Source organism: Azonexus sp. R2A61, assembly GCF_021401135.1.
In the GTDB taxonomy this organism is placed as follows: Bacteria; Pseudomonadota; Gammaproteobacteria; order Burkholderiales; family Rhodocyclaceae; genus Azonexus.
Window position 1 is genome coordinate 667,545 of the sequence record NZ_JACBFO010000002.1, and the last position, 24,269, is coordinate 691,813.

23 protein-coding genes are annotated in these 24,269 nt (G+C 64.7%); 4 read left to right on the forward strand and 19 right to left on the reverse strand.

Annotation, left to right across the window (positions count from 1 at the left end):
- The first annotated feature begins 62 nt into the window (after positions 1-62).
- On the forward strand, positions 63-1,325 hold the full coding sequence (gene urtA / locus L0962_RS08175; protein WP_255680731.1) for an urea ABC transporter substrate-binding protein: 1,263 nt from the start codon (positions 63-65) through the stop codon (positions 1,323-1,325).
- A gap of 108 nt (positions 1,326-1,433) precedes the next feature.
- On the opposite strand, the gene L0962_RS08180 is transcribed toward urtA, so the two are convergent.
- The 15 genes from L0962_RS08180 to dctP all read right to left on the reverse strand — a co-directional run bounded on the left by L0962_RS08180 (position 1,434) and on the right by dctP (position 14,320).
- A complete protein-coding gene (locus L0962_RS08180) occupies positions 1,434-2,120 on the reverse strand; it encodes a DUF799 domain-containing protein (protein WP_234085869.1) in 687 nt (228 codons plus the stop codon).
- Positions 2,117-2,491: a DUF4810 domain-containing protein gene (locus tag L0962_RS08185; RefSeq protein WP_234085870.1), complete on the reverse strand. Its 375-nt coding sequence runs from the start codon at positions 2,489-2,491 to the stop codon at positions 2,117-2,119. Before L0962_RS08185 ends, L0962_RS08180 begins: the two co-directional genes overlap by 4 nt.
- Before the next feature lie 12 nt (positions 2,492-2,503).
- Positions 2,504-3,181, reverse strand: coding sequence for a CsgG/HfaB family protein (locus L0962_RS08190; RefSeq protein WP_234085871.1), 678 nt, complete (start codon positions 3,179-3,181; stop codon positions 2,504-2,506).
- Positions 3,182-3,287: 106 nt separating this feature from the next.
- The gene (locus tag L0962_RS08195; protein WP_234085872.1) at positions 3,288-4,121 is read right to left on the reverse strand and encodes an alpha/beta fold hydrolase; all 834 of its coding nucleotides are present in this window, start codon (positions 4,119-4,121) and stop codon (positions 3,288-3,290) included.
- 113 nt (positions 4,122-4,234) lie between these two features.
- The gene (locus L0962_RS08200; RefSeq protein WP_234085873.1) at positions 4,235-5,221 is read right to left on the reverse strand and encodes a bile acid:sodium symporter family protein; all 987 of its coding nucleotides are present in this window, start codon (positions 5,219-5,221) and stop codon (positions 4,235-4,237) included.
- Positions 5,222-5,238: 17 nt separating this feature from the next.
- Complete coding sequence (locus L0962_RS08205; RefSeq protein WP_234085874.1) at positions 5,239-6,159, reverse strand: acyltransferase domain-containing protein; 921 nt, start codon at positions 6,157-6,159, stop codon at positions 5,239-5,241.
- Positions 6,156-7,055 carry a triphosphoribosyl-dephospho-CoA synthase MdcB gene (mdcB, locus tag L0962_RS08210; RefSeq protein ID WP_234085875.1) on the reverse strand — a complete coding sequence of 300 codons (900 nt, stop codon included), beginning with the start codon at positions 7,053-7,055 and terminating at the stop codon, positions 6,156-6,158. Before mdcB ends, L0962_RS08205 begins: the two co-directional genes overlap by 4 nt.
- Before the next feature lie 10 nt (positions 7,056-7,065).
- Positions 7,066-7,725: a malonate decarboxylase holo-[acyl-carrier-protein] synthase gene (gene mdcG / locus L0962_RS08215; protein ID WP_234085876.1), complete on the reverse strand. Its 660-nt coding sequence runs from the start codon at positions 7,723-7,725 to the stop codon at positions 7,066-7,068.
- Positions 7,726-7,727: 2 nt separating this feature from the next.
- On the reverse strand, positions 7,728-8,438 hold the full coding sequence (mdcE, locus tag L0962_RS08220) for a biotin-independent malonate decarboxylase subunit gamma (protein ID WP_234085877.1): 711 nt from the start codon (positions 8,436-8,438) through the stop codon (positions 7,728-7,730).
- Positions 8,435-9,337, reverse strand: a complete 903-nt coding sequence (locus tag L0962_RS08225; protein WP_234085878.1) for a biotin-independent malonate decarboxylase subunit beta — start codon at positions 9,335-9,337, stop codon at positions 8,435-8,437. The genes mdcE and L0962_RS08225 overlap by 4 nt, the downstream gene beginning before the upstream one ends.
- A complete protein-coding gene (gene mdcC, locus L0962_RS08230) occupies positions 9,334-9,648 on the reverse strand; it encodes a malonate decarboxylase acyl carrier protein (RefSeq protein WP_234085879.1) in 315 nt (104 codons plus the stop codon). Before mdcC ends, L0962_RS08225 begins: the two co-directional genes overlap by 4 nt.
- A gap of 5 nt (positions 9,649-9,653) precedes the next feature.
- Positions 9,654-11,306, reverse strand: coding sequence for a malonate decarboxylase subunit alpha (gene mdcA / locus L0962_RS08235; RefSeq protein ID WP_234085880.1), 1,653 nt, complete (start codon positions 11,304-11,306; stop codon positions 9,654-9,656).
- Positions 11,307-11,324: 18 nt separating this feature from the next.
- A complete protein-coding gene (locus L0962_RS08240) occupies positions 11,325-12,665 on the reverse strand; it encodes a TRAP transporter large permease (RefSeq protein WP_234085881.1) in 1,341 nt (446 codons plus the stop codon).
- On the reverse strand, positions 12,662-13,246 hold the full coding sequence (locus L0962_RS08245) for a TRAP transporter small permease subunit (RefSeq protein WP_234085882.1): 585 nt from the start codon (positions 13,244-13,246) through the stop codon (positions 12,662-12,664). The genes L0962_RS08240 and L0962_RS08245 overlap by 4 nt, the downstream gene beginning before the upstream one ends.
- A gap of 48 nt (positions 13,247-13,294) precedes the next feature.
- A complete protein-coding gene (gene dctP, locus L0962_RS08250; RefSeq protein WP_234085883.1) occupies positions 13,295-14,320 on the reverse strand; it encodes a TRAP transporter substrate-binding protein DctP in 1,026 nt (341 codons plus the stop codon).
- A gap of 189 nt (positions 14,321-14,509) precedes the next feature.
- Here dctP and L0962_RS08255 point away from each other — a divergent pair, with 189 nt between their 5' ends.
- Positions 14,510-15,190, forward strand: coding sequence for a GntR family transcriptional regulator (locus L0962_RS08255; protein WP_234085884.1), 681 nt, complete (start codon positions 14,510-14,512; stop codon positions 15,188-15,190).
- Positions 15,191-15,229: 39 nt separating this feature from the next.
- On the opposite strand, the gene L0962_RS08260 is transcribed toward L0962_RS08255, so the two are convergent.
- The 4 genes from L0962_RS08260 to L0962_RS08275 form a co-directional block, all read right to left on the reverse strand.
- Entirely contained in the window at positions 15,230-17,287 is a 2,058-nt protein-coding gene (locus L0962_RS08260; RefSeq protein WP_234085885.1) for a bifunctional diguanylate cyclase/phosphodiesterase, read from the reverse strand.
- A gap of 4 nt (positions 17,288-17,291) precedes the next feature.
- Positions 17,292-20,087, reverse strand: a complete 2,796-nt coding sequence (locus tag L0962_RS08265) for an ATP-binding protein (RefSeq protein ID WP_234085886.1) — start codon at positions 20,085-20,087, stop codon at positions 17,292-17,294.
- A gap of 328 nt (positions 20,088-20,415) precedes the next feature.
- Positions 20,416-21,642, reverse strand: coding sequence for a spore maturation protein (locus tag L0962_RS08270; RefSeq protein ID WP_234085887.1), 1,227 nt, complete (start codon positions 21,640-21,642; stop codon positions 20,416-20,418).
- A 72-nt stretch (positions 21,643-21,714) separates the two neighbouring features.
- A complete protein-coding gene (locus L0962_RS08275) occupies positions 21,715-22,392 on the reverse strand; it encodes a L,D-transpeptidase (RefSeq protein WP_234085888.1) in 678 nt (225 codons plus the stop codon).
- Between the two features lie 205 nt (positions 22,393-22,597).
- Between L0962_RS08275 and L0962_RS08280 the strand changes: the two genes are divergently transcribed.
- Together L0962_RS08280 and L0962_RS08285 are read left to right on the forward strand one after the other, a co-directional pair.
- Positions 22,598-23,125: a sigma-70 family RNA polymerase sigma factor gene (locus L0962_RS08280; protein WP_234085889.1), complete on the forward strand. Its 528-nt coding sequence runs from the start codon at positions 22,598-22,600 to the stop codon at positions 23,123-23,125.
- Complete coding sequence (locus tag L0962_RS08285) at positions 23,122-24,120, forward strand: FecR family protein (protein WP_234085890.1); 999 nt, start codon at positions 23,122-23,124, stop codon at positions 24,118-24,120. Before L0962_RS08280 ends, L0962_RS08285 begins: the two co-directional genes overlap by 4 nt.
- The last annotated feature ends 149 nt before the right edge of the window (positions 24,121-24,269 follow it).

Consider the following 24,269-nt stretch of genomic DNA (forward strand, 5'->3'; position numbering starts at 1 on the left):
ACGCTGCACCGCAACAAACGGTCTTCGACAGGATTCAAAACCATCACCCGAGGAGCTTTTCCATGAGCAATCGTCGTACCTTCATCAAGGCCACCGTACTGGCCGCCGCGCTGTCCACCATCGGCATGAGCGCCCATGCCGCCGACACCATCAAGGTCGGCATCCTGCACTCGCTGTCCGGCACCATGGCCATCTCCGAAACGGCGCTCAAGGAAACGGCGCTGATGACCATCGACGAGATCAACAAGGCCGGCGGCGTGCTCGGCAAGAAACTGGAGCCGGTGGTCGTCGATCCGGCTTCCAACTGGCCGCTGTTCGCCGAAAAGGCCCGCCAGTTGCTGGCCCAGGACAAGGTTGCCGTGACCTTCGGCTGCTGGACCTCGGTGTCGCGCAAGTCGGTGCTGCCGGTGTACAAGGAACTCAACGGCCTGCTCTTCTATCCGGTGCAGTACGAAGGCGAAGAGCTGGAAAAGAACGTCTTCTACACCGGCGCCGCGCCCAACCAGCAAGCCATCCCGGCGGTCGAATACCTGATGTCCAAGGACGGCGGCTCGGCCAAGCGCTTCGTGCTGCTCGGCACCGACTACGTCTATCCGCGCACCACCAACAAGATCCTGCGCGCCTTCCTGAAGTCGAAGGGCGTCGCCGACGCCGACATCATGGAGGAATACACCCCGTTCGGTCATAGCGATTACCAGACCATCATCGCCAAGATCAAGAAGTTCGCTTCCGAAGGCAAGAAGACCGCCGTCGTGTCGACCATCAACGGCGACTCCAACGTGCCCTTCTACAAGGAACTGGGCAACGCCGGCCTGAAGGCCACCGACGTGCCGGTCGTCGCCTTCTCGGTCGGCGAGGAAGAACTGCGCGGCGTCGATACCAAGCCGCTGGTCGGCCACCTGGCGTCGTGGAACTACTTCATGTCGATCAAGAACCCGGAAAACGCCAAGTTCGTGAAGATGTACAAGGAGTGGGCGAAGAAGCAGAAGCTGCCGAACGCCGACAAGGTCGTCACCAACGATCCGATGGAAGCCACCTACATCGGCATCCACATGTGGAAGCAGGCCGTCGAGAAGGCCAAGTCCACCGATGTCGACAAGGTCATCGCCGCGATGGGCGGCCAGAGCTTCAAGGCACCGTCCGGTTTCACGGTGAAGATGGACGAAAAGAACCACCATCTGCACAAGCCGGTGTTCATCGGCGAAGTGAAGGCCGACGGCCAGTTCAACGTCGTCTGGAAGACGCCGGGCCCGGTCAAGGCCGCCCCGTGGTCGCCGTACATCCCGGGCAACGACAAGAAGAAGGACGAGCCGGAAGGCAAGTGATCGCCGCATCTCTCTCCTGCGGTCAACGGGGCTTCGGCCCCGTTTTTTTGCACATGAAAAACGGGCATCCCGCGCGGGATGCCCGTTGTCCTTTCGGCCGGCGCGAACTCAGCGGCTGGCCGGCATGCCTTCCTTCAGGTACATCGGCGAGCGCGGCCCGTAGAGGATGCCGTTCGGCATCCCGGCACTGAGCAGCCGGCCGCTCGTCCGGGCGGCGATGATATGGCCCTGGCTGCTGATCGTCTCGACGATCTGGCGGATCGCCGCCTTGACCAGCATGCCGACCAGACCGCCGCCACCGTTATCGCCCTCGGCGCTGGAAGCCGTCGCACTGCCGTTCCACAGGATGGCGCCGCTGCGCAGATCGACCAAGCGGGCATCCGCCGTCACCCGGGTCTCGCTGGCCAGGATCGCGTAAGAAGTCCCGTACTGCTTGACCGTGATGTACAGCGCGGCGTCGGCGCCGAAGATCTCGCGCAACTTGGCCGGCGCCACCGCGTGGATGTCCGGCGGGCTGGTCAAGCCGTTGTGCTTGAAGGTTTCATCGACCAGGGTGACCGGGAAGACGTAATAGCCCGACTCGGCAAGCGGCACGGTGGCTTGCGACATCATGCTGTAGGTCGCCGCGATATCGGGCGAGTTGTTGACCGGCGGCAACACCAGGATCGAGGCCGGGCGGGCTGCCTTGAAGGCCGTGTAGTCGGCGGCCGGACGGTTCGTCGCGCAGGCGCCGAGCGCCAGGGTGGAAAGCGCGATGACGACGGCGCGCAGCACGGAAAGGGTCGGCTTTTTCATGGTTTGCTCCCGTCGACCGGACGCTTGGTCTTCAACAGGAAATCGACATAGGTCGCGCTTTCCGGATACTGCTCGCGTTCGGCCAGCAGATTGCGCTCGAACAGGTCGGTGCGGCCGGTCTGCCCATAGAGCAGGGCGAGATGCGCCTGCAGGCCCGGCGGCAATGCGCGGCCTGCCGAACGCGCTTCCTCGCGGACCTGCTCCAGCGCCTGGATAGCCTCTTCCGGCCCGACGGCACCCTTGAAATAGGCGTACTGCTGATCGGAGAAATTTCCCCAGTAATACAAGGGCTGCGGCCGCGATACGCAGGCAGTGAGCGATACGGCAAGCGCCACGGCGAGCGGCAGGCCCTTCGTGAATCCGGTTTTCATGAATGCCACCGGTCAGTTGCCAGGCCGCCAGGCGCCCCGCTCGATACCATCGACCAAGGCATCGACGGCTTGCCGGATCGCCAGGTCGAGCACCTTGCCATTCAAGGTCGAATCGTAGCTGGCGGTGCCGCCGAAGCCGATCACCTCGCGATTCGACAGCGTGTATTCACCGGCACCGGCTGCCGAGAAAACCACTTCGGAGGTCTGCACATCGACCACATTGACCATCACCTTGGCGTAGGCCACCTGTTGCTTGCCGCGGCCGAGAATCCCGAACAGCTGGTGGTCGCCGACTTCCTTGCGGCCGAATTCGGTGACGTCGCCGGTCAACACGTAGCGGGCGCCCTTGAGGGTCTGTGCCTTGCCGCTGATCCCTGCCTCCTGCTTGATCTCGGCCATATTCTCGCGATCGAGGACGGAGAAGCGGTTGGTCTGCTGCAGATGGGCGACCAGGATGGTCTTGGCCTGGCTGCCGAGGCGGTCGACGCCGTCGGAGAAGACGCCGCGCATGAAACTCGAGCGATTGTCGAACTTGCCGACCGAAATCGGCTGGCGCTGACCGGCGTAGGGACGCGATGCCGCAACCGTCTGCTGCGTACCCAGGGCGCGGGATTCTTCGGTCGCGCAACCGGCCAGCGCGGCAAGCAGGGCGACGGCGCCGAGCGCCGCGGCATTCTTGACAGGGGACATGATTTTCTCCGGGAAAGTGTTTGGCCAACCCGGCGGAAATCACCGGAAGCCGGGTCGAAAGCATGCGATTGTAGTTTTTAAACCCGACCGTGGGAATGCCTGCGTGCTAGCAGGCAAGCCCCTCGCCGGCTTCGACGAAGGCCCGGATGCCGTCCACCAGCGCTTCCGGTGCCGTCAGATGCGGCAAGTGGCCGATCGCGTCGATGATCGCCATCCGGCTGCCCGGAATCTGCGCGTGCAGGTAATCGGCGGTTTCGCGCGGCACGAAATAGTCGGCCGACGACTGGGCAATCAGCACCGGCACGCGGACCAGGGGCAGTGCGGCGCGATGGTCGGTCTGCAACACCGAACAGACGATCGTCAGCATCAGTTCCTTCGGGACACGGCCCATGGTCCCGGCAAAACGCTCGGCCAGATTGGGCGGCGAAGATTCGCCCAGCGCAGCGCGGCTGAAGGCGCTGACCCAGGCGGGATAATCACCGTCCAGGGCCGCGTAGGTGGCGTGGATGTCGGCCGTGGTGAAACCGCCGCGATAGCCCGCCGCATCCAGATAACGCGGCGAGGTGCCGATCAGCACCAGACGGGCGAAGGCTTCGGCTTGCCTGACGCTGGCCAGCAGCAGCGCCAGCCCGCCGATCGAATGTCCAACCGCCACCGGCGGCTGCGGCAGTCCCAGCGCGGCGACGATCTGCAGCAGGTCCTCGGCATAACCGCTGGCGTTCAGGTAGTGCGACTGCCGGGCACGGAAATCCTCGAAATTCGAGTCGACCGATCCGACGTGGTCGAACAGCACGATCCGCCAGTCCCGCGCGAAGGCCGGCACGACCTGCGACCAGATCGTCTGATCGGCGCCCAGGCCATTGACGAACAGCAGGGTGTTCCGGGCATCGGTACGGCCAGTGACGTTAACGTTGTTCCGGCGCAGCGGGTCGCTTTCCATGGCACACCTCCCAATGTCATTGTCACTTCATTTATAGCCCAACGACATCGGCCGGACAAACCCCGGCGAGAATTGCGCCGCTCTTGCGGTCGACCGCAGGAATCGAAGGAAATTCAGCGGCCGTCGTCGGCACGAGCCGCATAGCGGCTGGCCATCCAGGCGCAGACGAACAGTTGCAACTGGTGGTAGAGCATGACCGGCAGCAGGATCAGCCCCATCGACGGATGCAGGCCGAACAGCAGACGCGCCATCGGCACGCCGGACGCCATCGTCTTCTTGGAAGCGCAGAACACCGCGGCGATCTCCTCCTCCACCGAAAAGCCGAGGCGCCGCACCACCCGGGTCGTCAGCCAGAGGACCAGCGCCAGGATCAACGCCGCGCCGAGCAGCGCCGTGAGCAGCACATCGGGCCCGTTGTCACGCCACAAACCGGAAGCGGTCGAATCGCAGAAAGCGGTATAGACCAGCAACAGGATCGCCCAGCGGTCGAGCCGATGGACCAGATGTTTGTGCCGGGCATGCCAGCCGTGCAGCACCGGCCGCAGGAGCTGGCCGAGCAGCAGCGGCAGGAGCAGCAGGCGGGCGATGCCGACGACGGCATCCCACATCGACCAGCCATGCCCCTGCACGCCGGTGAAGGCCGCCACCAGCAGCGGCGTGGCGACAATGCCGAGCAGGCTGGACAAGGTGGCGTTGAAGATCGCCACCGGCACGTCGCCGCGCGCCATGGCGGTCATCGCCACCGACGACGAAATGGTCGACGGCAGCACACACAGATAGCAGAAGCCGAGCGCCAGCCCCGGCGGCAGCCAGCGCCCGACCAGCGCGTAGGCGACCACCCAGATCAGCGGAAAGACGACGAAGGTGCAGGACTGCACGAACAGATGCACGCGCCAGCGCAGCATGCCGTTGCGCAACGCCCGGGTCGAAATCCCCAGCCCGTGCAGGAAAAAGACCAGGGCGATGGCCGCATCGGCCAGCAGATCGCCATGCAGCGGCCCGCCGCCGCGTCCCCATTCGGCAGTGAATGCGGCCAGCACGACGGCGCCGATCATGCCGCCGAGAAACCATTCCTTCTTCAGGAAACGAAAAACCGCCATGCCCGCGCCTCGCATGCTCAGGCCGCCAACACCCGGTTCAGCCAGCCGAGCAACCCGTCGAGCGTGCGAAAATCGTCGCTGGCCCGGGCCGGAATGCCGCTGTCGAGCTCCTCCCACATGCGGGCCAGGGCGTTGCCCGGCCCGATTTCCAGCACGGCGTCCGGTTGCAATTCGCGCACTGCATTCAGGCAACCGGCCCAGTCGAGGCGGGACGAAAGCTGGCGGGCCAGGGCCGGGAAAGCCCGGTCAGTATGACGATGAGCCACGGCATCGACGGCACTGAGCACCGGAAAACTCAGCGGTTTTGCCGGCAATCCGGCGAGTTGGGCGGCAAACGCCGGGGTTGCCGCAGCCAGGCGCGACGTATGCGACGGCGTCCTGACGGCGAGCCGGCTGACCCGGCTCGCCCCCCGTGCGGCAAACGCCGCTTCCGCCACCGGCAGTCCAGCCAGCGGCCCGGCCAGCACGAAGTGCGCGGGGCCGTTGCGAATTGCCATTTCCAGGCCGAGGATGGCGGCCGCTTCGACGACCGTCGATTCGCTCAGGCCGAGAACGGCGATCATGCCGTAGTCGCCGGGCGCCGCGGCATCCATCAGGCGTGCCCGCTCGGCCGCCAGCGCGATGGCCGTGGCCGGCGCCAGGCCGGCGGCAGCGGCACAGGCGCTCAGTTCGCCCAGCGAATAGCCGGCCAGGCAGACCGGCTTCGGCAAGCGCCCGGCCAGCCGTGACCAGAGCAGCATCTGCTGCGCAACGATCAGCGGTTGGGCCAGCGCGTTGCCGGCCAATTGTTCTGCCGTCGGCGGGCATCCGGCGGACCAGCCGGGCAGGCAGCGAACCAGCGCCTCGGCGATCTCGGCATCGGCCTGCTCGTGCAGGAAGGTCCAGTGCCCCGCCGCCTGACCGCCCTGGCCGGAAAACAGGATGGCCAGCCGGTTCACCGCAAGACTCCGGCCTCGGCCAGGAACAAGGTGACGCCGAGCAGGTCGGCACTGCCGCCGGGACTCAGGCGACGGGCAACGAATTCGCGGTCGATGGCAGCCGCCCGGCCTGACCAGTCGTCGGCCAGTACCCCACCGGCCGCCAGGAAGCCACGCGCCAGGCGCTGCCCGAACGCCAGCCCGGGCGGCCCGCCGCGGTACAGCAGATTACTGTCCTCCACCTCGGCAATCAGGCTGAACAGTGCCTGGGTCGCGGCCAGCGCCGGATCGCCGGTCGCCAGCAGCGCCGCCCGGTAAGCCGGCAGGCCGATATCGCGCACCGACGGAAAACCGGCCGCCGCCTCCTGCCGGGCCCCCCCGGCACCGTAACGGCGGGCCACCTGCAAGCCGTGGCTGCCGTCGTCCGCCAGCGGCGACGCAGCCGAGGCCAGGATGCCCTCGCCCCAACGCTCGCGGACGACGGCGCACATCGAGGCCGGTCGCGGCAGCTCGCCGCTGGCGGTCAACAGACCGGCGGCGGCACAAAGCAGGCCGAGGTTGAAAATTGCCCCGCGATGCGTGTTGACCCCAGCAGTCGCCTGCAGCATGCGCCTTTCGGCGGCGACGCCCAGCCCCTGCAAGGCCGGGAATTCCGGGCTTTCCAGCCCGAGCGCGGCAATCGCCGGAAAGTAGCTGCGCAGCGCATGCAGGCTGCGCGTGAAGGTGTGGAAATCCATGTCGCGGTGGCTGCCGCAACTGGCCGGCGTAACCAGCCCGGGTTTGTGGTTCAGCGCCACCTCGCGGTACAGCCCGCGCACCGCCAGGCATCCGATGCGGCGCGCGGCATCGCCACCGGACAGCGCGCCGCCGGCGGGCTGGGCGGCACCGGCCAGCGGGGATGGTCCGTTCTGCCTCATCGCATCCGCCTCAGGCCGGACTCAGCCGAGCCAGCAGTTCGCCGATGGCGAACAGGCCGACCTGTCGTTCGCCCTTGGCCAGGACCTTGCCCGCCACATCCCCGACCAGCATCGGCAGCAATTCGCGCCAGGCGACCGCCAGATCGCCGGCAAAACGCAACTCGCCGTCGATCCGCGACGCAGCCCGGCGATCGGCCTCGAGCAACGCACCGAGCGCGGCAGCGCATTGGTCGCGCCGGTCGACATCGACGATCAGGTCGATGTCCGAACCGGCCCGGCGATAGGCTTCACCGGACGAGGTCTGCCAGGCCAGCGAACCGTAGACGCCGACCCGCACCCCGCATCGTGCCAGGGTTTCCTGCAAGCTTTGCAAGGCGCTGCGGTCGACCGCGTCGAGGCTGTCCAGACAATCGTCGATGCCCAGCGGCGGCAGCACGGCGGCGATGTCGCCGGCCACCACCTGCAACGACAGGCGCCGGCGTTCCTGCGCCAGCGGCAGGCACAGGCCGAGCGCCAAACGGTCGCCGGAAGCCGCCTGGCGGGCGGCGACAAAAGGGCGATTCGCCCCGAGCCAGGCATCGAGCGCCGCTTGAGCCGGCGAATCGGGCGCCGCGCAAGGCGACGCGACAACCGCCTGCGGTCGCAGGTAAACCCGGTCGTGACGCAACATGCTCAATCCCCGGCGACCCGTTCGGCGATGGTCGCCGCCAGCTGCCGTCCGCCGCGCACCCGGCCGATCGCCATCCGCGGGTCGCCGGCCCGGCACCGCCCGACCGCTTCGTCCAGTGCGGCGGCCAGCAGGCTCGGCGACGGCGACGGCCAGATCGCCTCGATGCCGCCCATGCGCTGGTAATTCTCGGCCCCCGGCGCAAAGATCGGCGAATTGCCGGCCAGTTCGCCCAGTTGCTCGAGCGGAATCTTGGTCACCCGCGACATCGCCCGCAGGTCCATCACACGCACCTGCGCGTCCTGCAAGGCATAGGCGACATCGGCCATCAGTCCGAAAGACAGGAAACCGCCGCTGACCGCGTTGGCGGTGACCAAGGCCACCGACGGATGTCCGCGCCGACGCGCCAGATCGACGCATTCGGCCAGGTGCGCCAGCGAGCCGTTGAGGCAGAGCAGTTCCTGGCTGCGCGACAGGGCCTGGCCGCTGGTATCGACCAGGAAGAGCAGCGGTCGGCCGGGATGCTTTTCGATCGTCGCCAGCACGGCAGCGGCCAAAGACAAGGCGATCGCGTGGTCGACCGCCGCCGCGTCGGTGGTGCCAAGCACGGCGATGCTCTGTCCGCCCAGCGTGGCTTCGCCGATCAGCACCTTGTCGTTGCGGTCAACCCGATGTCCTTCGGGAAACAGCGCGTCGAGAATGTCGTTGAGCTTCATGCGGAGAGTCCTTCCTTGAGCGAAACGAGCGCCCGGGCGTCGAGCATCGGGACGTTTTCCGGTGCCGCAACGCCGAGCGCCTGCCAGACCTCGAGACCATCGCGACATTGGCCGAAGACGGCTAGCCGCTGCGTCAGGGCGGCCTGCTGCCGGCGCAGCTGGGCCAGTTCATCTACATCCACCGGCGATTCGGCCAGCAGGGCTTCGACCGCCGCGCGGAAGGCCGCCGGATCGTCGTCGACGAAAGCCTGGCAATCGCCCATCAGGAAACGGTGCTTGCCGCCGGTGACACGCCAGACCAGGGCCCGGTCGCGCGCATCGAATTCCTCGACACCGGCCACCGTTTCGATGACTTCCGGGCCGGACAGGGCCAGCCGCCCCTCTTCCGAAATGACCAGGTGCGAGCACAGCTTGGCGACGATCCCCATGCCGCCGAAAGCGCCGCAGCTGCCGCCGATCAGGCCGATCACCGGGATGCCGGCGGCTCGCACCGCGAGCACGGCCCGCATGATTTCCGAAATGGCGATCAGGCCGGCGTTGGCTTCGTGCAACCGGACACCGCCAGAGTCGAGCAGCAACAGTACGGCATCCGGTCCCTCGCGCAAGGCACGGCGCAGCAGGCCGACGATCTTGGCACCGTGAATCTCGCCGACGCCGCCACCCATGAACTGGCCTTCCTGTGCGGCAAACAGCACCGGCCGGCCAGCCAGCCGGCCGCTGCCGACGACAACGCCGTCGTCGAAGGCACCGGGCAAACCGAGCGCCGCCAGATGCGGACTGGGCTCGGCCGCCGCCGGCGGCAACAGTTCCTTGCCGCTGCCGGCATCGAGCAAACCGGCCAGACGGGCACGGGCCGAGGCCTCGAACCAGCTGCGCCGCAAATTGAAGTCACGCTTCATTGCCGCTCTCCTGCATATTCGGCCAGGGTCTGCACCAGCCGGAGCGAAACGATGGCCGGCGTCGCCCCCATGTCATTGATGGCGATCTCGGTTCCGCCGGCAGCATTGCCGGCGGCGAATTCACCGATCACCGCCTGCCAGATCTCGCCAAAGCCGCGGGCCGAGGTGTGGATGCGTATCCGGCAATAATCTGGCCGCTCGCCGGCACGGATCAGGATTTCCAGGTTGCCCGAACCGACGACGCCGCACAGTGCCGGCTGGCCGGCCAGGGCCAGCGGTGCCGAGGGATATTCGAAAGTCAGTATTTCCATAGCGCTCACCAATTGCGGAAACGGGCCGGCGGCGCGTACAGGCCGTCCGACCAGCGAACCAGATCCTTGACCGAGCGGGCCGCCAGCAGATCGCGGCTGGCCATCCGCGGGTCGATACCGAGATCCTGCGGGCGACGGATGATGCCGCGGTCGCGCAGGTTCTCCACCGTCCGCCGGTCTCGCCCGAGGCCGACCGCGGTATAGCCGGCGACCCCGCGAATCGCCTGTTCCCGCTCTTCCGGCGTCCGGCAGAGCAGCAGGTTGGCGATCCCTTCCTCGGTCACCACATGGCTGACGTCGTCGCCGTAGATCATGATCGGCGGCAACTCGGCACCCATCGCGGCCTGCAGCTTCCAGGCGTCGAGTTCCTCGACGAAGACCGGCGCCATGTGTTCGCGGAAGGTTTCGACCATCTGCACGACCAGTTTGCGGCCGCGCACCGCATTCGCACCGCCGGCCTCGCGACCGGCCTTCAACCAGGCCGGACTGACGTGGCGTCGGCCATGCGGGTCGGAGCCCATGTTCGGCGCCCCGCCGAAACCGGCGATCCGGCCCAGCGTCGCCGTCGAACTGTTGCCGGCCAGGTCCATCTGCAGCGTCGAACCGATGAACATGTCGCAGGCATAGAGCCCCGCCGTCTGGCAGAAGGCGCGATTGGAACGCATGCTGCCGTCGGCACCGGTGAAGAAGACATCGGAACGGGCTGCGACATAGGCTTCCATGCCGACCTCCGAACCGAAACTGTGCACCGACTCGACGAAACCCGATTCGATCGCCGGAATCAGCGTCGGATGCGGGTTCAACGCCCAATGCGTGCAGATCTTGCCTTTCAGCCCGAGCTCGGCAGCATAGGTCGGCAGCAGCAACTCGATCGCCGCCGTATCGAAGCCGATACCGTGGTTCAGCCGGGTGACGCCGTACTCGGCATAAATGCCCTTGATCGCCATCATCGCCATCAACACCTGGACCTCGGTGATCTGCGCCGGGTCGCGGGTGAACAAGGGCTCGATGTAATTCGGGTGCGGCGCCTGGACGGTGAAATCGACCCAATCGGCCGGTATGTCGACGCGTGGCAGCTTGTCGAGGCGTTCGTTGACCTGGGCGATGACGATGCCGCCCTTGAACGCAGTCGCTTCGACGATGGCCGGCGTATCCTCGGTGTTCGGCCCGAGGTAGAGATTGCCTTCGGCATCGGCCGCCTGGGCCGCGATCAGCGCGACATTGGGCGTCAGATCCATGAAGTAGCGCCCGAACAGTTCGAGGTAGGTATGGATCGCCCCGATCTCGATGCGCCGCTCCTGGACCAGTTTGGCCAGCCGCCCGCCTTGCGGGCCGGAGAAGGAAAAATCGAGGCGGCTTGCCAGGCCGCGCTCGAAAAGGTCCACATGACTGGGCAAGGCCAGCACGGACTGGACCATCTGGAGGTTATTCAGACGCGCCGGATCGCAGTCGGCCAGCGACTCGGCCAGGAAATCCGCCTGTTTCTGGTTGTTGCCTTCCAGGCAGACACGATCGCCGGGCAGGATCACGGCTTCCAGCAGATCGACGATGCGATCGGCAGGAACGGCCCTGGCAAAATCCTGACTGGCAGCCCGCGCCAGGCGGTCGCGCCGGCTCTGCCGCAGGCTGTCCCAGTTGCGGGAAAGTGGTGCATTCATGAGAACCGTCTCCTCGGATCAGGAACCGCTGTACTGCGCAGGCAGCCAGGTGGCGATTTCCGGGAAAATGCACAGCAGCACGATGCCCAGCGCCATCAGCAGCAGGAAGGGAACGGTGCCCCACATGATTTCCTTGAGCTTGATGTCCGGCGCGATGCCGCTGATCACGAACAGGTTCAGGCCGACCGGCGGGTGAATCAGGCCCATTTCCATCAGGATGGTCATGATCACGCCGAACCAGATCAGGTCGATGCCCAATGCATTGAGCGCCGGCAGGATGATCGGCGTGACCATCAGGATGATGGCGACCGGCGGCAGGAAGAAACCGAGCACGATGAGCAGCACGTTGACCCAGAGGAAGAACTCCCACTTGCCGAGGTTGAGCGAGATCATCCAGGCGGCGGCCGACTGGGTGATGTGCAGATAGCTCATCACATAGGTGTACAGGAAGGACATGGCGATGATCATCATGATCATCGACGACTCGCGGGCGGTGCCGGAGAGGATCACCTTGAGGTCGGCCCAGCGCCAGCAGCCGTAGATGCTCATGACCATCAGCAGGGCACCGAAGGCACCGATCCCGGCCACTTCGGACGGCGTCGCCCAACCGCCATAGAGCGCGACCATGACGATCAGGATCAGGCCCAGGAAAGGCATCAGCCGCGGCAAGGTTTCAAGCCGTTCGCGCCAGTTGTAGGATTCGACGGCAGGCAACCCGGCACCGCTGGCTTTGCTCGCCGTGATCTTCTCGTTCTTCTCGGCCCAGGACTTGTACATCACCCAGATCGAAAACAGCGCGGTCAGCAGCAGCCCCGGACCGACACCGGCCATGAACAACTTGCCGATCGATTGCTCGGTCGCCAGCCCATAGAGGATCAGGGTCAGCGACGGCGGAATCAGGATGCCCAGCGTGCCGCCCGCGGCGATCAGGCCGGTCGCCAGACGCTCCGAATAGCCCCGCTTGCGCATTTCCGGGATGCCGGACGAACCGATGGCCGAACAGGTTGCCGGCGACGAACCGCACATTGCCGCAAACACCGAGCAAGCCAGGGTATTGGCCAGCCCGAGCCCGCCGGGCACCTTGTAGAGCCAGCGGTTCAGCGAGTTGTAAAGATCGGCGCCGGCCCGTGATTTGCCGATCGCGGCACCCATCATGATGAACAACGGAATGGTCAGCAGCGTGAAGCTGTTCAGTTCCGAGAAGATGGTCTCGGCAACGATCGACAACTGGGCGGCCGGCATGAAGAAATACATGAAGATCAACGCGACCGAGCCAACGGCAAAGGCGATCGGCATGCCCGAGAAAAGAAAGAGGAAAGTGGCTGCCGCGTAGAGCAGGCCCAGGGTTCCCGTGCTCATTTGCCGGCTCCTTCCACGTCGTGTTGAATACGTTCGATGGCGACCTGGATGGCCGCGTTATGCTGTGCCGGCGCCTGGTGGGAGCGCATCGCTTCCGGCAACGAATCCTCGATGAACTGGACGAAGATCTGCAGCGACAGCGAGGTCATGCCGATTGCCATGGTGGCGAATACCGGCCACATCTCCGGTGCCCACGAGGTATCGCTCATCCGCCCCTCGCTCCAGGCTTCGTAGAACAGATGCCAGCTGTTCCAGGCAATGAACACGCAAAACAGCAGGGACAGCAGATCGGACAGGGCCATCCGCCACTGGGTCCAGCTATGCGGTGTGACTTCGTCGAGAATTTCGATCGTCACATGACCGCGGTTCAGCTGGGTATGGGCGGCCGCCAGGAAACTGGAGGCGACCAGCAGCATCACGCTGAACTCGATTTCCCAGTCGGTGGGCCAGGCAAAGAAATATCGGACTGCCACCTCGAAGACGAGAACGCAGGTCGCCAGTACGATCAGAAAGGCCGAGAGATAGCCCGTCGCGATATTGAAGGCCTTGATCGCGCGGCTGATGAAGTATCCGGGGCTCATGATTCACCTTGAATTCGGTTGTCGGCCGGGACAAGCCCGGCCATGGGATCACTTGACCGACAAGGCCATGTCGAGCAGATTGCGGCCGTCCTTGATCTTCTCTGCGAAGTCCTGGAACGCCGTCTGTTCGGCCACCTGACGCCAGGCCATGAAGGCCTTTTCGTCCATGTCCACCACCTTGGCCCCGGCCTTGGCATAGACCTCGGCCATGCGCTGGTCGTCCTTCTTGGCCTCATCGACGCCGAACTGTTCGAGACTGGCTCCGACTTCACTGATGATCTTCTGCTGCTCGGGCGTCAGCGAGTCATACAGCGACTTGGAAATGAGCAGCGGTTCGAACATGAACCAGAAGCTCTTGTTGCGAGCCGTCGTCACCGACTTGGCAAACTCGTGCAGACGGAAACTGATCAGCGAGGTGCTCGAGGTCAGCGCCGCATCGAGCACGCCGGACTGCATGGCGCTGTAGATTTCGGACGAGGGCATGCCGGTCACGGCCGCCCCGGCCCCTTTCAGCATCTGGTCCATTTCCTTGCTGCCGCCGCGGAACTTGAGCCCCTTGGCATCGGCGGGAACGACCACCGGCTGTTTGGCCGAAGCGATACCGCCAGCCTGCCAGATCCAGGTGACGATCTTGATGTTCTTGTCGGCCAGGATGCGATCCAGTTCCTTGCCGACCGGCGCGGTCTTCCAGCGCATACCCTGCTCGTAGCTGTTGACCAGCGTCGGCATCAGGGTCAGGTTGACCGCCGGAATTTCACCGCCACCGTAGGCCAGCGGGACCAGCGACATGTCCAGCGCGCTCTTGCGCAGGGCGCCGACCTGCGTCGTCGCCTTCATCAGCGAGCTGCCCGGATAGATTTCGAATTTCAGGCTGCCCTGACTGCGCTTTTCCACTTCTGCCGCGAAGCGGCGTACGAGCCGATCGCGAAAATCACCGTCTTCGGTCGTTGCCGCCGGGAACTGGTGGGAAATCTTGATCACCTTCGGGGCCTGGGCATGCGCGGCAGGCAGGGCAAAGCTCAATGCAGAAACGGCTAGGGCAATCGTGAAATGTCGCTTGGTCTTGCTGATCATGGATGTCTCCTCCGTGGTTGATGACCTTTGGACAACGAGTCCTCCTGTCGTGTCGGCTTGTCCTGGAAATCTCGACCGCCGTTCTTGTGTTCAAAACTCGTTGTTGTGTATACATTACACATTGAATTGAATACTAGTCAACAAGTTACGTATAATTTAATCCATCGCAGTTGATCGGAGACTTTTGTCGTGAACAGCCCCGCCACTACCCGCCAGTCGGAACGACTGGGCGAACAGATCGAAGAACGCATCGTCACCGGCTTTTACCCGCCGGGCACGCGGCTCGACGAACAGGAACTGGCCAACGCCTTCGGCGTGTCCCGGACGCCGGTACGCGAAGCGCTGATCCAGTTGTCGTCGGCCGGATTGATCGAGATTCGGCCGCGGCGCGGCGCAACGGTTCCCGAGATCGGTGCCGATCGCGTCTGCGAAATGTTCGAAGTGATGGCCGAACTGGAATCGATGTGCGGTCGTCTGGCCGCCCGGCGCATCACGCCGGCCGAGCAGATGGCGCTGATCGAGGCACACATGGCCTGCCGCTCGGCGCGCGACGCCAACGCACCGGATACCTACTATCAGTTGAACGAGGTATTCCACCTGCGCATCTACGAGGCTTCGCACAACACCTTCCTGCTCGAACAGACCTCGGCGCTGCATCGCCGCCTGCGCCCCTACCGCCGCCTGCAGTTACGGGTGCGCAACCGGATGAGCAATTCCTTCGACGAGCATCAGGCGATCGTCGACGCGATCGGCAAGGGCGACAGCGACCTGGCGGCAGCCCTGCTGCGCTCGCACGTGATGGTCCAGGGCGAGCGCTTCACCGACCTGGTGGCGACGATGAAGGACCTGGCGGCAGCAAAAACGGAATAATGTCGTTTGCTGCGGTCGACCGCAGCAAACGACCGTTTTTCAGGCGGCGAAGAAAACCCCGGCATCGGCCGCCGGTACCGGCCTGCCCAACAGATAGCCTTGCAGGATGTCGCAACCGTGGCCCACCAGGAAGGCCTTCTGTTCCTCGGTTTCGACCCCCTCCGCCACCACCTGCAGGCCCAGACTGTGGGCCAGGCTGATCGCCGCGGCACAGATCACCTCGTCGTTGTGGTCGCGGCCGATGTCATTGACGAAGGACTTGTCCAGTTTCAGGGTATGGACCGGCATCTTCTTCAAATAGGCCAGCGATGAATAGCCAGTGCCGAAATCATCGATGGCCAGGTGCACGCCCATGATCCGCAGGGCATTCAGCTGACCGATACAGGCATCGGGATCGCGCATGGCGACCGACTCGGTGACCTCCAGCTCGATATATTGACCGGCCAGCCCATGGCGTTCGATCGTGGCATGGACGTCCGACAGCAGCGCGGCGGAGCGCAACTGGTAGGCCGACAGGTTGATCGCCACCGATACCATCGCGCCATGTTCGGCATGCCAGGCCTTCAACTGCTTGCAAGCCGCCTCGATGACCCACTGTCCGATCGGCCCGATCATGCCGTTTTCCTCGGCGACCGGAATGAACTCGTTCGGCGGCACCATGCCGAGTGCCGGATGACGCCAGCGGATCAGCGCTTCGAAACCGAGCAGCGCCAGGGTATTGGCATCGAACTTGGGCTGGTAATACAGCTCGAATTGCCCGAAATCCAGGGCATTGCGCATCTCGCGCTCAAGTTGCAGACGCTGCAGTGCCGCCTGATTCATCTCGCTGGTGAAGAACTGGAAGTTGTTCCGGCCTTCGGCCTTGGCGTGATACATGGCGATATCGGCATTGCGCATCAACATGCCGCCGTCCATCCCGTCTTCGGGATAAATGGCGACACCGATACTCGGCGTGCTGCTCAGTTCATTGCCTTCATACAGATAAGGCGTGTCGTTCAGGCTGCTCAGTATTTTGCTGGCGACCCGGGTCACCGCCTGAACGGTATCGACGCCGTTGAGCACGACCACGAACTCGTCGCCCCCCCAGCGGGCCACCTGATCGCTGTCCCTGACATTCGCGCTCAGGCGTTGCGCCACTTCGACCAGCAAGGCGTCGCCCGCATCGTGGCCCAGCGTGTCATTGATGACCTTGAAGCGGTCCATGTCGATGAACAGTACCGCCATTTTTTCCCGCAGCCGACGCGACTGGGCCATCGCCTGCTCGATCCCCTCCATCAGACTGAAGCGGTTGAGCAAACCGGTCAGACTGTCGTGACGCGCCAGGCGGTGAATATGCTCTTCCGCCACCTTGCGCTCGGTCACGTCGGTGAAGCTGGCGATATGGAAATCGATGTCCTGATAGTCGTTGCGCACGACCGAGATCGATAGGTATTTCGGATAGATCCGGCCATCCTTGTCGCGATCCCACAATTCGCCCTGCCAGAACCCCTCCTCCTTGATCGCCGACCACATCCTGCGGTAGACCTCGGGGTCGGTACGCCCGGCCGACAGGAACTTGGGATCGCGCCCGCGGACTTCGTCCAGTTCGTAACCGGTCAATTTGCTGAACGCCTTGTTGATTTCGACGATGCAGTTGTTCTTGTCGGTGATCATGATGGCTTCACCGCTCGACTCGAACACGTGCGCCGCCAGACGGAGCTGGCTTTCGGCCCGTTTGCGCTGCAACAGATTGCGCACCCGCACCTTCAGCACGCTGCTGACCACCGGCTTGGTCAGGTAATCGTCCGCCCCCAGTTCGAGGCCGGCCAGCTGCGTCTGCTCGGAGGTATCGGCGCTGACGAAGATCACGGCGATATCGCGGGTTTCCTGCCTGTCGCGCAACTGGCGCATGACATCGATTCCGCTCATCCCCGGCATCATCACATCGAGCAGGATCAGGTCGGGCGCCTCCTGAGCGATCGACTTGAGCGCCGCCTCGCCGCTGGTTGCCGTCTTCAGCCGGTACAGGTCTTTCAGCGCCGACACCAGAAGATGCAGGTTGGCCGGTATGTCGTCGACAAGCAGCAGCGTCGCCTTGTTGTCATTCAGATGGTTCATGCCTTCATGCTCCTTCGTTGATCGCCACACCGGCGTCGCGCAGCACCGCCAGTGCACCGGCATGATCGAATGCGTCGATGCACTGGACCAGGCGCCCGGCCAACGCATCGGCAGGATGTACCCGACAGTACGCCTGCAACTCGTTCATCACATCGTCCGGGATCACTTCGCCGGCCGCCAGATAGGGCGCGAGAGCCGCCAGCAGGTCGGCCAGCGAACGGGCCGGAATGACCTCGCCGGCACTGCCTTGATTGGCGCCCTGAATCAGGCTGCAGGACAGTTCGCCCAGGGTCTGGTCGAACGCCAGCCAGAAGGCGCTCAGCGCCGCCTCGCCGGGAATCTGCTCCGCCTTCAGCGCCCCTTCGAGCAACAGCGCCGGCATGACCAGGCGCTGAACGCCCATGTTGCTGAACACACCGCGCAGGGAATGCAGCGCCATGGCCGCTTCGGCACAGCGTTTGCGGGCGAGCAACGCGGTGAAGTCGTCCTTGAAGCGGGCATAGGTCGACACGGTGTTTTCCACCAGACGACGAGCCAGACTACGATTGCCGTCGAGGCGCTGCACGAAGTCCTCGAACAGGAAAGCGCCGTCGGCCGCCGCGATGCTCCGCGCGCGCTCGACGCTTTCCGTGCCGTCGGCCTTGTCGAGCACACGCGCAAAACAGGCGGCGACCTCGGTCGGCATGACCGGCTTGGCAATGAAATCCACCATGCCCGCCTCGCGGCAACGCCGACGGTCCTCTTCAAGCACCGCCGCCGACATCGCCACCATCGGCGGACAGGCCGCGCCCAGCCGCTTGCGCAACTGACGGGCCGCCGACAGGCCGTCGAGAACCGGCATGTGCAGATCGAGCACGATCACGTCGAAAGACTCCTGCTGCGCCCGATCGACTGCCTGCTGACCGTTATCGACCACGACGATCGTTGCCCCCAGGCGTTCGATGAAGGCAACGGCGATCTCCTGATTGACCTCCTGATCCTCGGCCAGCAGGACATGAATGCCGCTGAAACGTCGGGCAGCGATCTGCCCGCTCGGCTTCTCGGACTCGCGCAATGACGGCGCAGCTTGCAGGACGTCGACACGCCCCACCCGGACGGTAAAGCAGAACGTCGAGCCGATCCCGAAGCGCGATGTCGCGGAAATCTCGCCGCCCATCAACGCCACCAGATCGTGGCAGATGGCCAGGCCCAGGCCAGTTCCGCCGTATTTCCGGGTCACCGAACTGTCGGCCTGGACGAAGGGTTTGAAAAGCTGCGCGGACTGGGCCGGCGTCATGCCGATCCCGGTATCGTTGATGCGGAACTGCAGCACGAAATCGTCGGCCGTCTCGGCCAGCTTGCTCACCTCGACCTGGATGCTCCCTTCCTCGGTGAATTTCAGCGCATTGCCCAGCAGGTTGTGCAGGACTTGCGACAGACGCATCGGGTCGCCAAGCACCTGTGCCGGCACATCGGGGGCTATCGTCAGCCCCAGCGCCAAGCCCTTTTTTTCGATTTCGGCCGCGAACAAATCGAATCCCTGGCGCAACACCTCGCCAAGCTCGAACGAAATCTGCTCGACCTCCATGCGCCCCGCCTCGATCTTCGAATAATCGAGAATGTCGTTGAGCAGACGAAGCATGGCCCTGGACGACGCCGAGACCTTGCGCAGATACTTTTCCTGGGTCGGGGCCAGTTCGCTTTCCAGCACCAGTTCGGTCATGCCGATGATGGCGTTCATCGGCGTACGGATTTCATGGCTCATGTTGGCCAGAAAATCCGATTTGGCCTGATTGGCCAGTTCGGCCTCGTGCTTGGCCTGCCGCAAGGCTTCCTCGGCCAGCTTGGCCTTGGTGATGTTGCGGGCGATCTTGGATGCGCCGATGATCTTGCCGGATTCATCGAGAATCGGCGAAACGCTGACCGAGACGTGGATGTGCTCGCCATTCTTGCGCACCCGGACCGTCTCGAAATGTTCGATACGCCCGCCGTCGCGGATACGCGCCTGGATTTCCGGCTCCTCATGCAGCCGCTCGGGCGGGATCAGCATGGTGATCGATTGGCCAATCGCTTCCTGGGCGGTATAGCCGAATACCTGCTCCGCCCCCAGGTTCCAGCTGGTGATCGTGCCGTCCAGCGCCTTCGACACGATGGCGTCTTCCGAGGTATCGACGATGGCGGCAATGTGCCGGGTCTTCAGGCTGTTGCGGATCTGGAAGATCAGCATGCCGATCACGGCGATACTGAACAGCGCAAAGCCGATCGATATCAGCGCCGCCTGCCGGGTGGTAGCCAGCGCCTCGGCGGACGCCGCCTGGCCCATCGCCACATTGAACTTGATGTGCTTTTCCAGTTTCGCCTGCGTCGCCAGGCCGGCCGGCAAGGTGTTCATCAAGGCCGTTTTCGCCTCGTCACGCCTCCCGGCATCAACCAGTTCAACGATCCCCCGCTGCGAAGCGAGGTAATCCTCGACCATCTGGCGCTCGTCCTCGAAATAACGGCGATCCTCGTCGTTGCTGATGTGCGCCTCGTACTGAGTCAGAAACCAGTCGATGTCCTGCCGGGCTCGCTCAATCGATTTGTCGATTTCAACGACCGCGGCCTCATCGGTGTTGATCACGCTGCGATAAATCCGCAAACGCAGTTTCAGGAAACTGCTCAGCACGCCGTTGAGCGCGTCCAGGCTGGGCACGGTATCGCGATTGGCATAGTTGGCCATGTCGTAGACCCGGTTCATGTAGAACAGATTGCCGCCGGCGATCAGGACCAGCGCCAGCACGACGACCGACATCAGGCCCAGCAGATGTCTAGGAATATTCATGGCCCCTCCGGAAGGACACACCACAAACCAATCCCGATGTAATTGCACTCACTGTAGAAAAATTTTTACCTGTCATCAATGCGGGCAACTATAAAACAAAATAACAAAAACGCAAAATACTTTAAATATGAAATTCTAGCTTCAAAAAAACGGCGCACCGCACACCCGGTCGACATGGACAAGGCAGTCCGGCGAGGCGTTTTTTCGGACGAACGCGAACGCCCGCCGATGGGCGGGCACTGCACAAGGGGGCCGATCAGCGACCGGAAAAGGGAATGCGCCGCCGCGTCAGCGGAATGGCGCCGGGAGGACGGCGGCGGCCGGCGTTTCAGCCGTAGAACGCGTAGGCGATGAAGATCGCGGCGACCAACCCGACCGCATCGGCGATCAGGCCGCCGGCCAGCGCATAGCGGGTGCGGGTGATGTTCACGCTGCCGAAGTAGACAGCCAGCACGTAGAAGGTGGTTTCGGTGGAACCCTGGATGATCGCCGCCAGCCGGCCCTGGAAGGAATCGACGCCGTAGGTCGTCATCACGTCGACCATCAGGCCGCGCGCGCCGGAACCGGACAGCGTCTTCATCAAGCCGACCGGCAAGGCCGGCACGAAGGCGTCGTCGAGGCCGAGCGCCAGCACGCCGGCGCGGATGCCGCCGATCAGATAATCCATGCAACCGGTGGTGCGAAACACCGAAATGGCCACCAGCATGGCAATCAGGTAAGGCACGATCTGGATCGCCACACCGAAGCCTTCCTTGGCGCCGTCGACGAAGCTTTCATAAACGTCGATGCGCCGCCAGGCAGCAACGCCGACGAACAGTGCGATCAGCGAGACGATGACGGCGCTGCCGAGAAAACCGATGGTGTGGGCCATCTGCTCGGGCGGCATGCCGCGCAGCCAGAGGTAGAGTCCTGCGGTCAACGCCGCGAAACCGGCAAAAAAGCCGAGCACCGGCCGGCAGAACAGGTTGATGCGCTGCCACCAGGCGACGGCAACCAGCCCGGCACAGAACGACACGAAGGTGCCGAGCAGCGTCGGCAGGAAGATGTCGGCCGCGTTGAAATTCGTCAGCCCCTGCTGGATCGCCAGACTCTGCCGGATGGCGATGACCGAGGTCGGAATCAGCGTGATGCCGGCTGTGTTGAGCACCAGGAACATGATCATCGGATTGCTGGCGACGTCCTGGCGCGGATTGATTTCCTGCAGCTCGCGCATCGCCTTGAGGCCGAGCGGCGTCGCCGCATTGTCGAGGCCCAGCAGGTTGGCGGAAAAATTCATCACGATGCTGCCGCCGGCCGGGTGGCCGGGCGGAATGTCGGGAAAGATGCGCCGGAAGAACGGCGCCACCAGCCGGCCGAAGACGGCGATCAAGCCGCCCCGCTCGCCGATCTTCATGATCCCCAGCCACAGGCTCATGATGCCGACCAGGCCGAGCGCGATGTCGAAGCCGGTTTTCGCGGTATCGAACAGGCCGCTCAGCACGCGCCCGAAGACCTCGAGATCGCCCTGCAGCGCCTGGCCGACGGCGGCGGCAAAGCCGATCAGTATGAAACCCACCCAGATTCGATTCAGCACCCTGCGCCCCGCCCGTGTTTTGGCCGGCAGTTTACGCCATGGCCGTACCCGGCGTCATGCCGGCAACTGCCAGGCGGCCGCCCGGCGCACAGACTCGGCACGCGGCAACTGCACCAGCACCGGCCGCGCCGCCGCGTCGAGCCAGGCGCAGACGTCCTGCACGGCCAGCGGATCGCCCGCCGTGCAACCAGCCGTCGGCACGCCCGGCGCCTCGTGCACATGCAGGAAGATGCACGAACCGGCACCGGCGATCCCGGCCGGGTTGTGGGCAATCACCGCGCCGATCGCGTAGCGCCCGTCGCTGCGCCGCATTTCTTCGGCCGACACCCAGTCGACCGCAACATCGCGGCGATCGACGAGCCGGTTGTAATGGCGCGAGGCCGGATCGTCCACACACCTCAGATCGCCCGTCGCGCAACGGTAAGGCAAGCGCAGCGACTGCGCGACGGCACTGTCCGGCCCGGCCTCGCCGAACAGCCCGGTCAGCGCGAAGAGACCGGCCGGCGCCCGCCCATCGCCCTCGGTTTTATGCGGATTTCCGTCGTCGACCGCAGCATGCAGGCCGATTCCCCAGGCCAGCCCGGCCCGCCCCAGACTGACGGCAACCGGCTCGCCGCAGGCCTGCCAGGGCGCCGCTGCGGTCGACCGGGAGAAACGCTGAAGCATGCCGCCCGTCGACGACCAGTCGTCGGCCAGGACGCACAGCAATTGGCGGGAATTCGTCAGCGGCAAGGCAGGCTCCAACGCCGGATTCACCCGGCCTGTTTGAAAACGCGCAGTGTAGCCGGGCGCGGCGACTGCTTGCGGTCGACCTGCCGGTTTCCGGAAAAACGACCTTGACCAGAGGCCTTTCGGCCGACAAAATAAGAACCATTCTTGATTGCCAGCCAAGCCAGCCACCGTCGCACGGCCCAGCCAGCCTCCCGGAGAAGCCCGCTTGAGCTCTGTCACCCGAGATTCCGATCCGCTCGTCGACCTGTACGCCGGCCACCACGGCTGGCTGGTCGGCTGGCTGCGCCGCAAGCTCGGCTGCCCGGACCGGGCCGCCGACATCGCCCAAGACACCTTCCTGCGCATCCTGCTGTCGCGTGATGCACTGTTCGCCATGCGCGAACCGCGCGCCTTCCTGACCACCACCGCCAACCGCCTGCTGATCGACCAGACCCGGCGGCAGGCCGTCGAACAGGCCTACCTGGCCGAACTGATGCAGGCCGGCGAGCAACAGGCCGGTGCGCCGTCGCCGGAAGAGCTGCTGATCGCCGCGCAAGCGCTCGGCCAGATCGCCGTTGCCCTGGAAAAAGTTTCGACCAAGGCGGCCGAAGCCTTCCTGCTGCATTATCTCGACGGTCTCGGCCACGCCGAGATTGCCGAGCGACAAGGCGTCAGCACGCGGATGGTGCGCAAATACCTGGTCCAGTGCCTGCTGCATTGCGCCGACCTGCTGCCGGCACGGCACGGATCATGAACGACCGCCTGCAGGCCGTACCGGAAGATCTGGTCGAACAGGCGGCCGAATGGCTCGTCCGCCAGGGGGTCGACGATCCGGCCGAGGCCCGGGCGGCGGCCGATGCCTTCGCCGCCTGGAAAGCTGCCGACCCGCGCCACGCCGCGGCTGCCGCCCGGCTGGAAAACGTGATCGACGGCCTGCGCGAAATCCGCCAGAGCAGTACGCAAAGCAGTGCCCGCAAGGCCTTGCGGCTATCGCAGCGGCCCCGCTGGTCGGCCGGCGCCCGCGCCCTCAGCATCCTGCTGATCATTGCCGCCGGCCTGTTCCCGGCCGTCTGGATCAGCGGCACGCAACCGACCCACCTGATGGCCGACCTGCGTACGCTACGCGGCGAATGGACCGCCCGGACGCTCGACGACGGCAGCCGGCTGGCCTTGAGCGGCGGTACTGCGGTCAACCTCGAATTCACCCCGGAAAAGCGCATCGTCCGGCTGCTCGACGGCGAGATCATGGTCGACGTCGCCCCCGACGCGAACCGGCCGTTCGTCGTCGAAACCGAATACGGCACGATCCGCGCGCTGGGCACCCGCTTCCTGGTCACCGCGATCGACGGCGCGACCCGCCTGAGCATGCTGGAATCGCGCGTCGAGGTCCGCACCGCACCGGATGCCCCGCCGCGCCTGCTGCGCGCCGGCGAAAGCCTGACCTTCGGCCCGAACCGCGAGGAATCGCCGGAAGCGGTCGACAGCAGCCTGCTCGATACCGCCTGGAACGCCCGTCAGATGGTGGTTCGCGACCGGCCGCTCGGCGAAGTGCTGGACGAGATCGCCCGCCACCGTAGCGGCTATCTGCGCTACGACCGCAAGGCGCTGGCCGGCATCCACGTGTCCGCCGTGCTGCCGCTCGACGATACGGATCGCGCCTTGCAGTTGCTGCTCAACAGTTTCCCCGAGCTACACATCCGCCGGATCACCCCCTACCTGGTGATGGTCGGCCGCGCGGAAAAACCCTGACTTTTTTGTTTCCCGGTTCCGCTTGACGCCGCTCGTGCGTCAACCAGGCAAGACGATGCCGGGCAGCCACGCCGAACCCCACGACCTGCGCCAGCCAGTTCCCTGATTCGTCGGTATCGCGAGCGATCGCCAACCCCGATGGAGCCTGC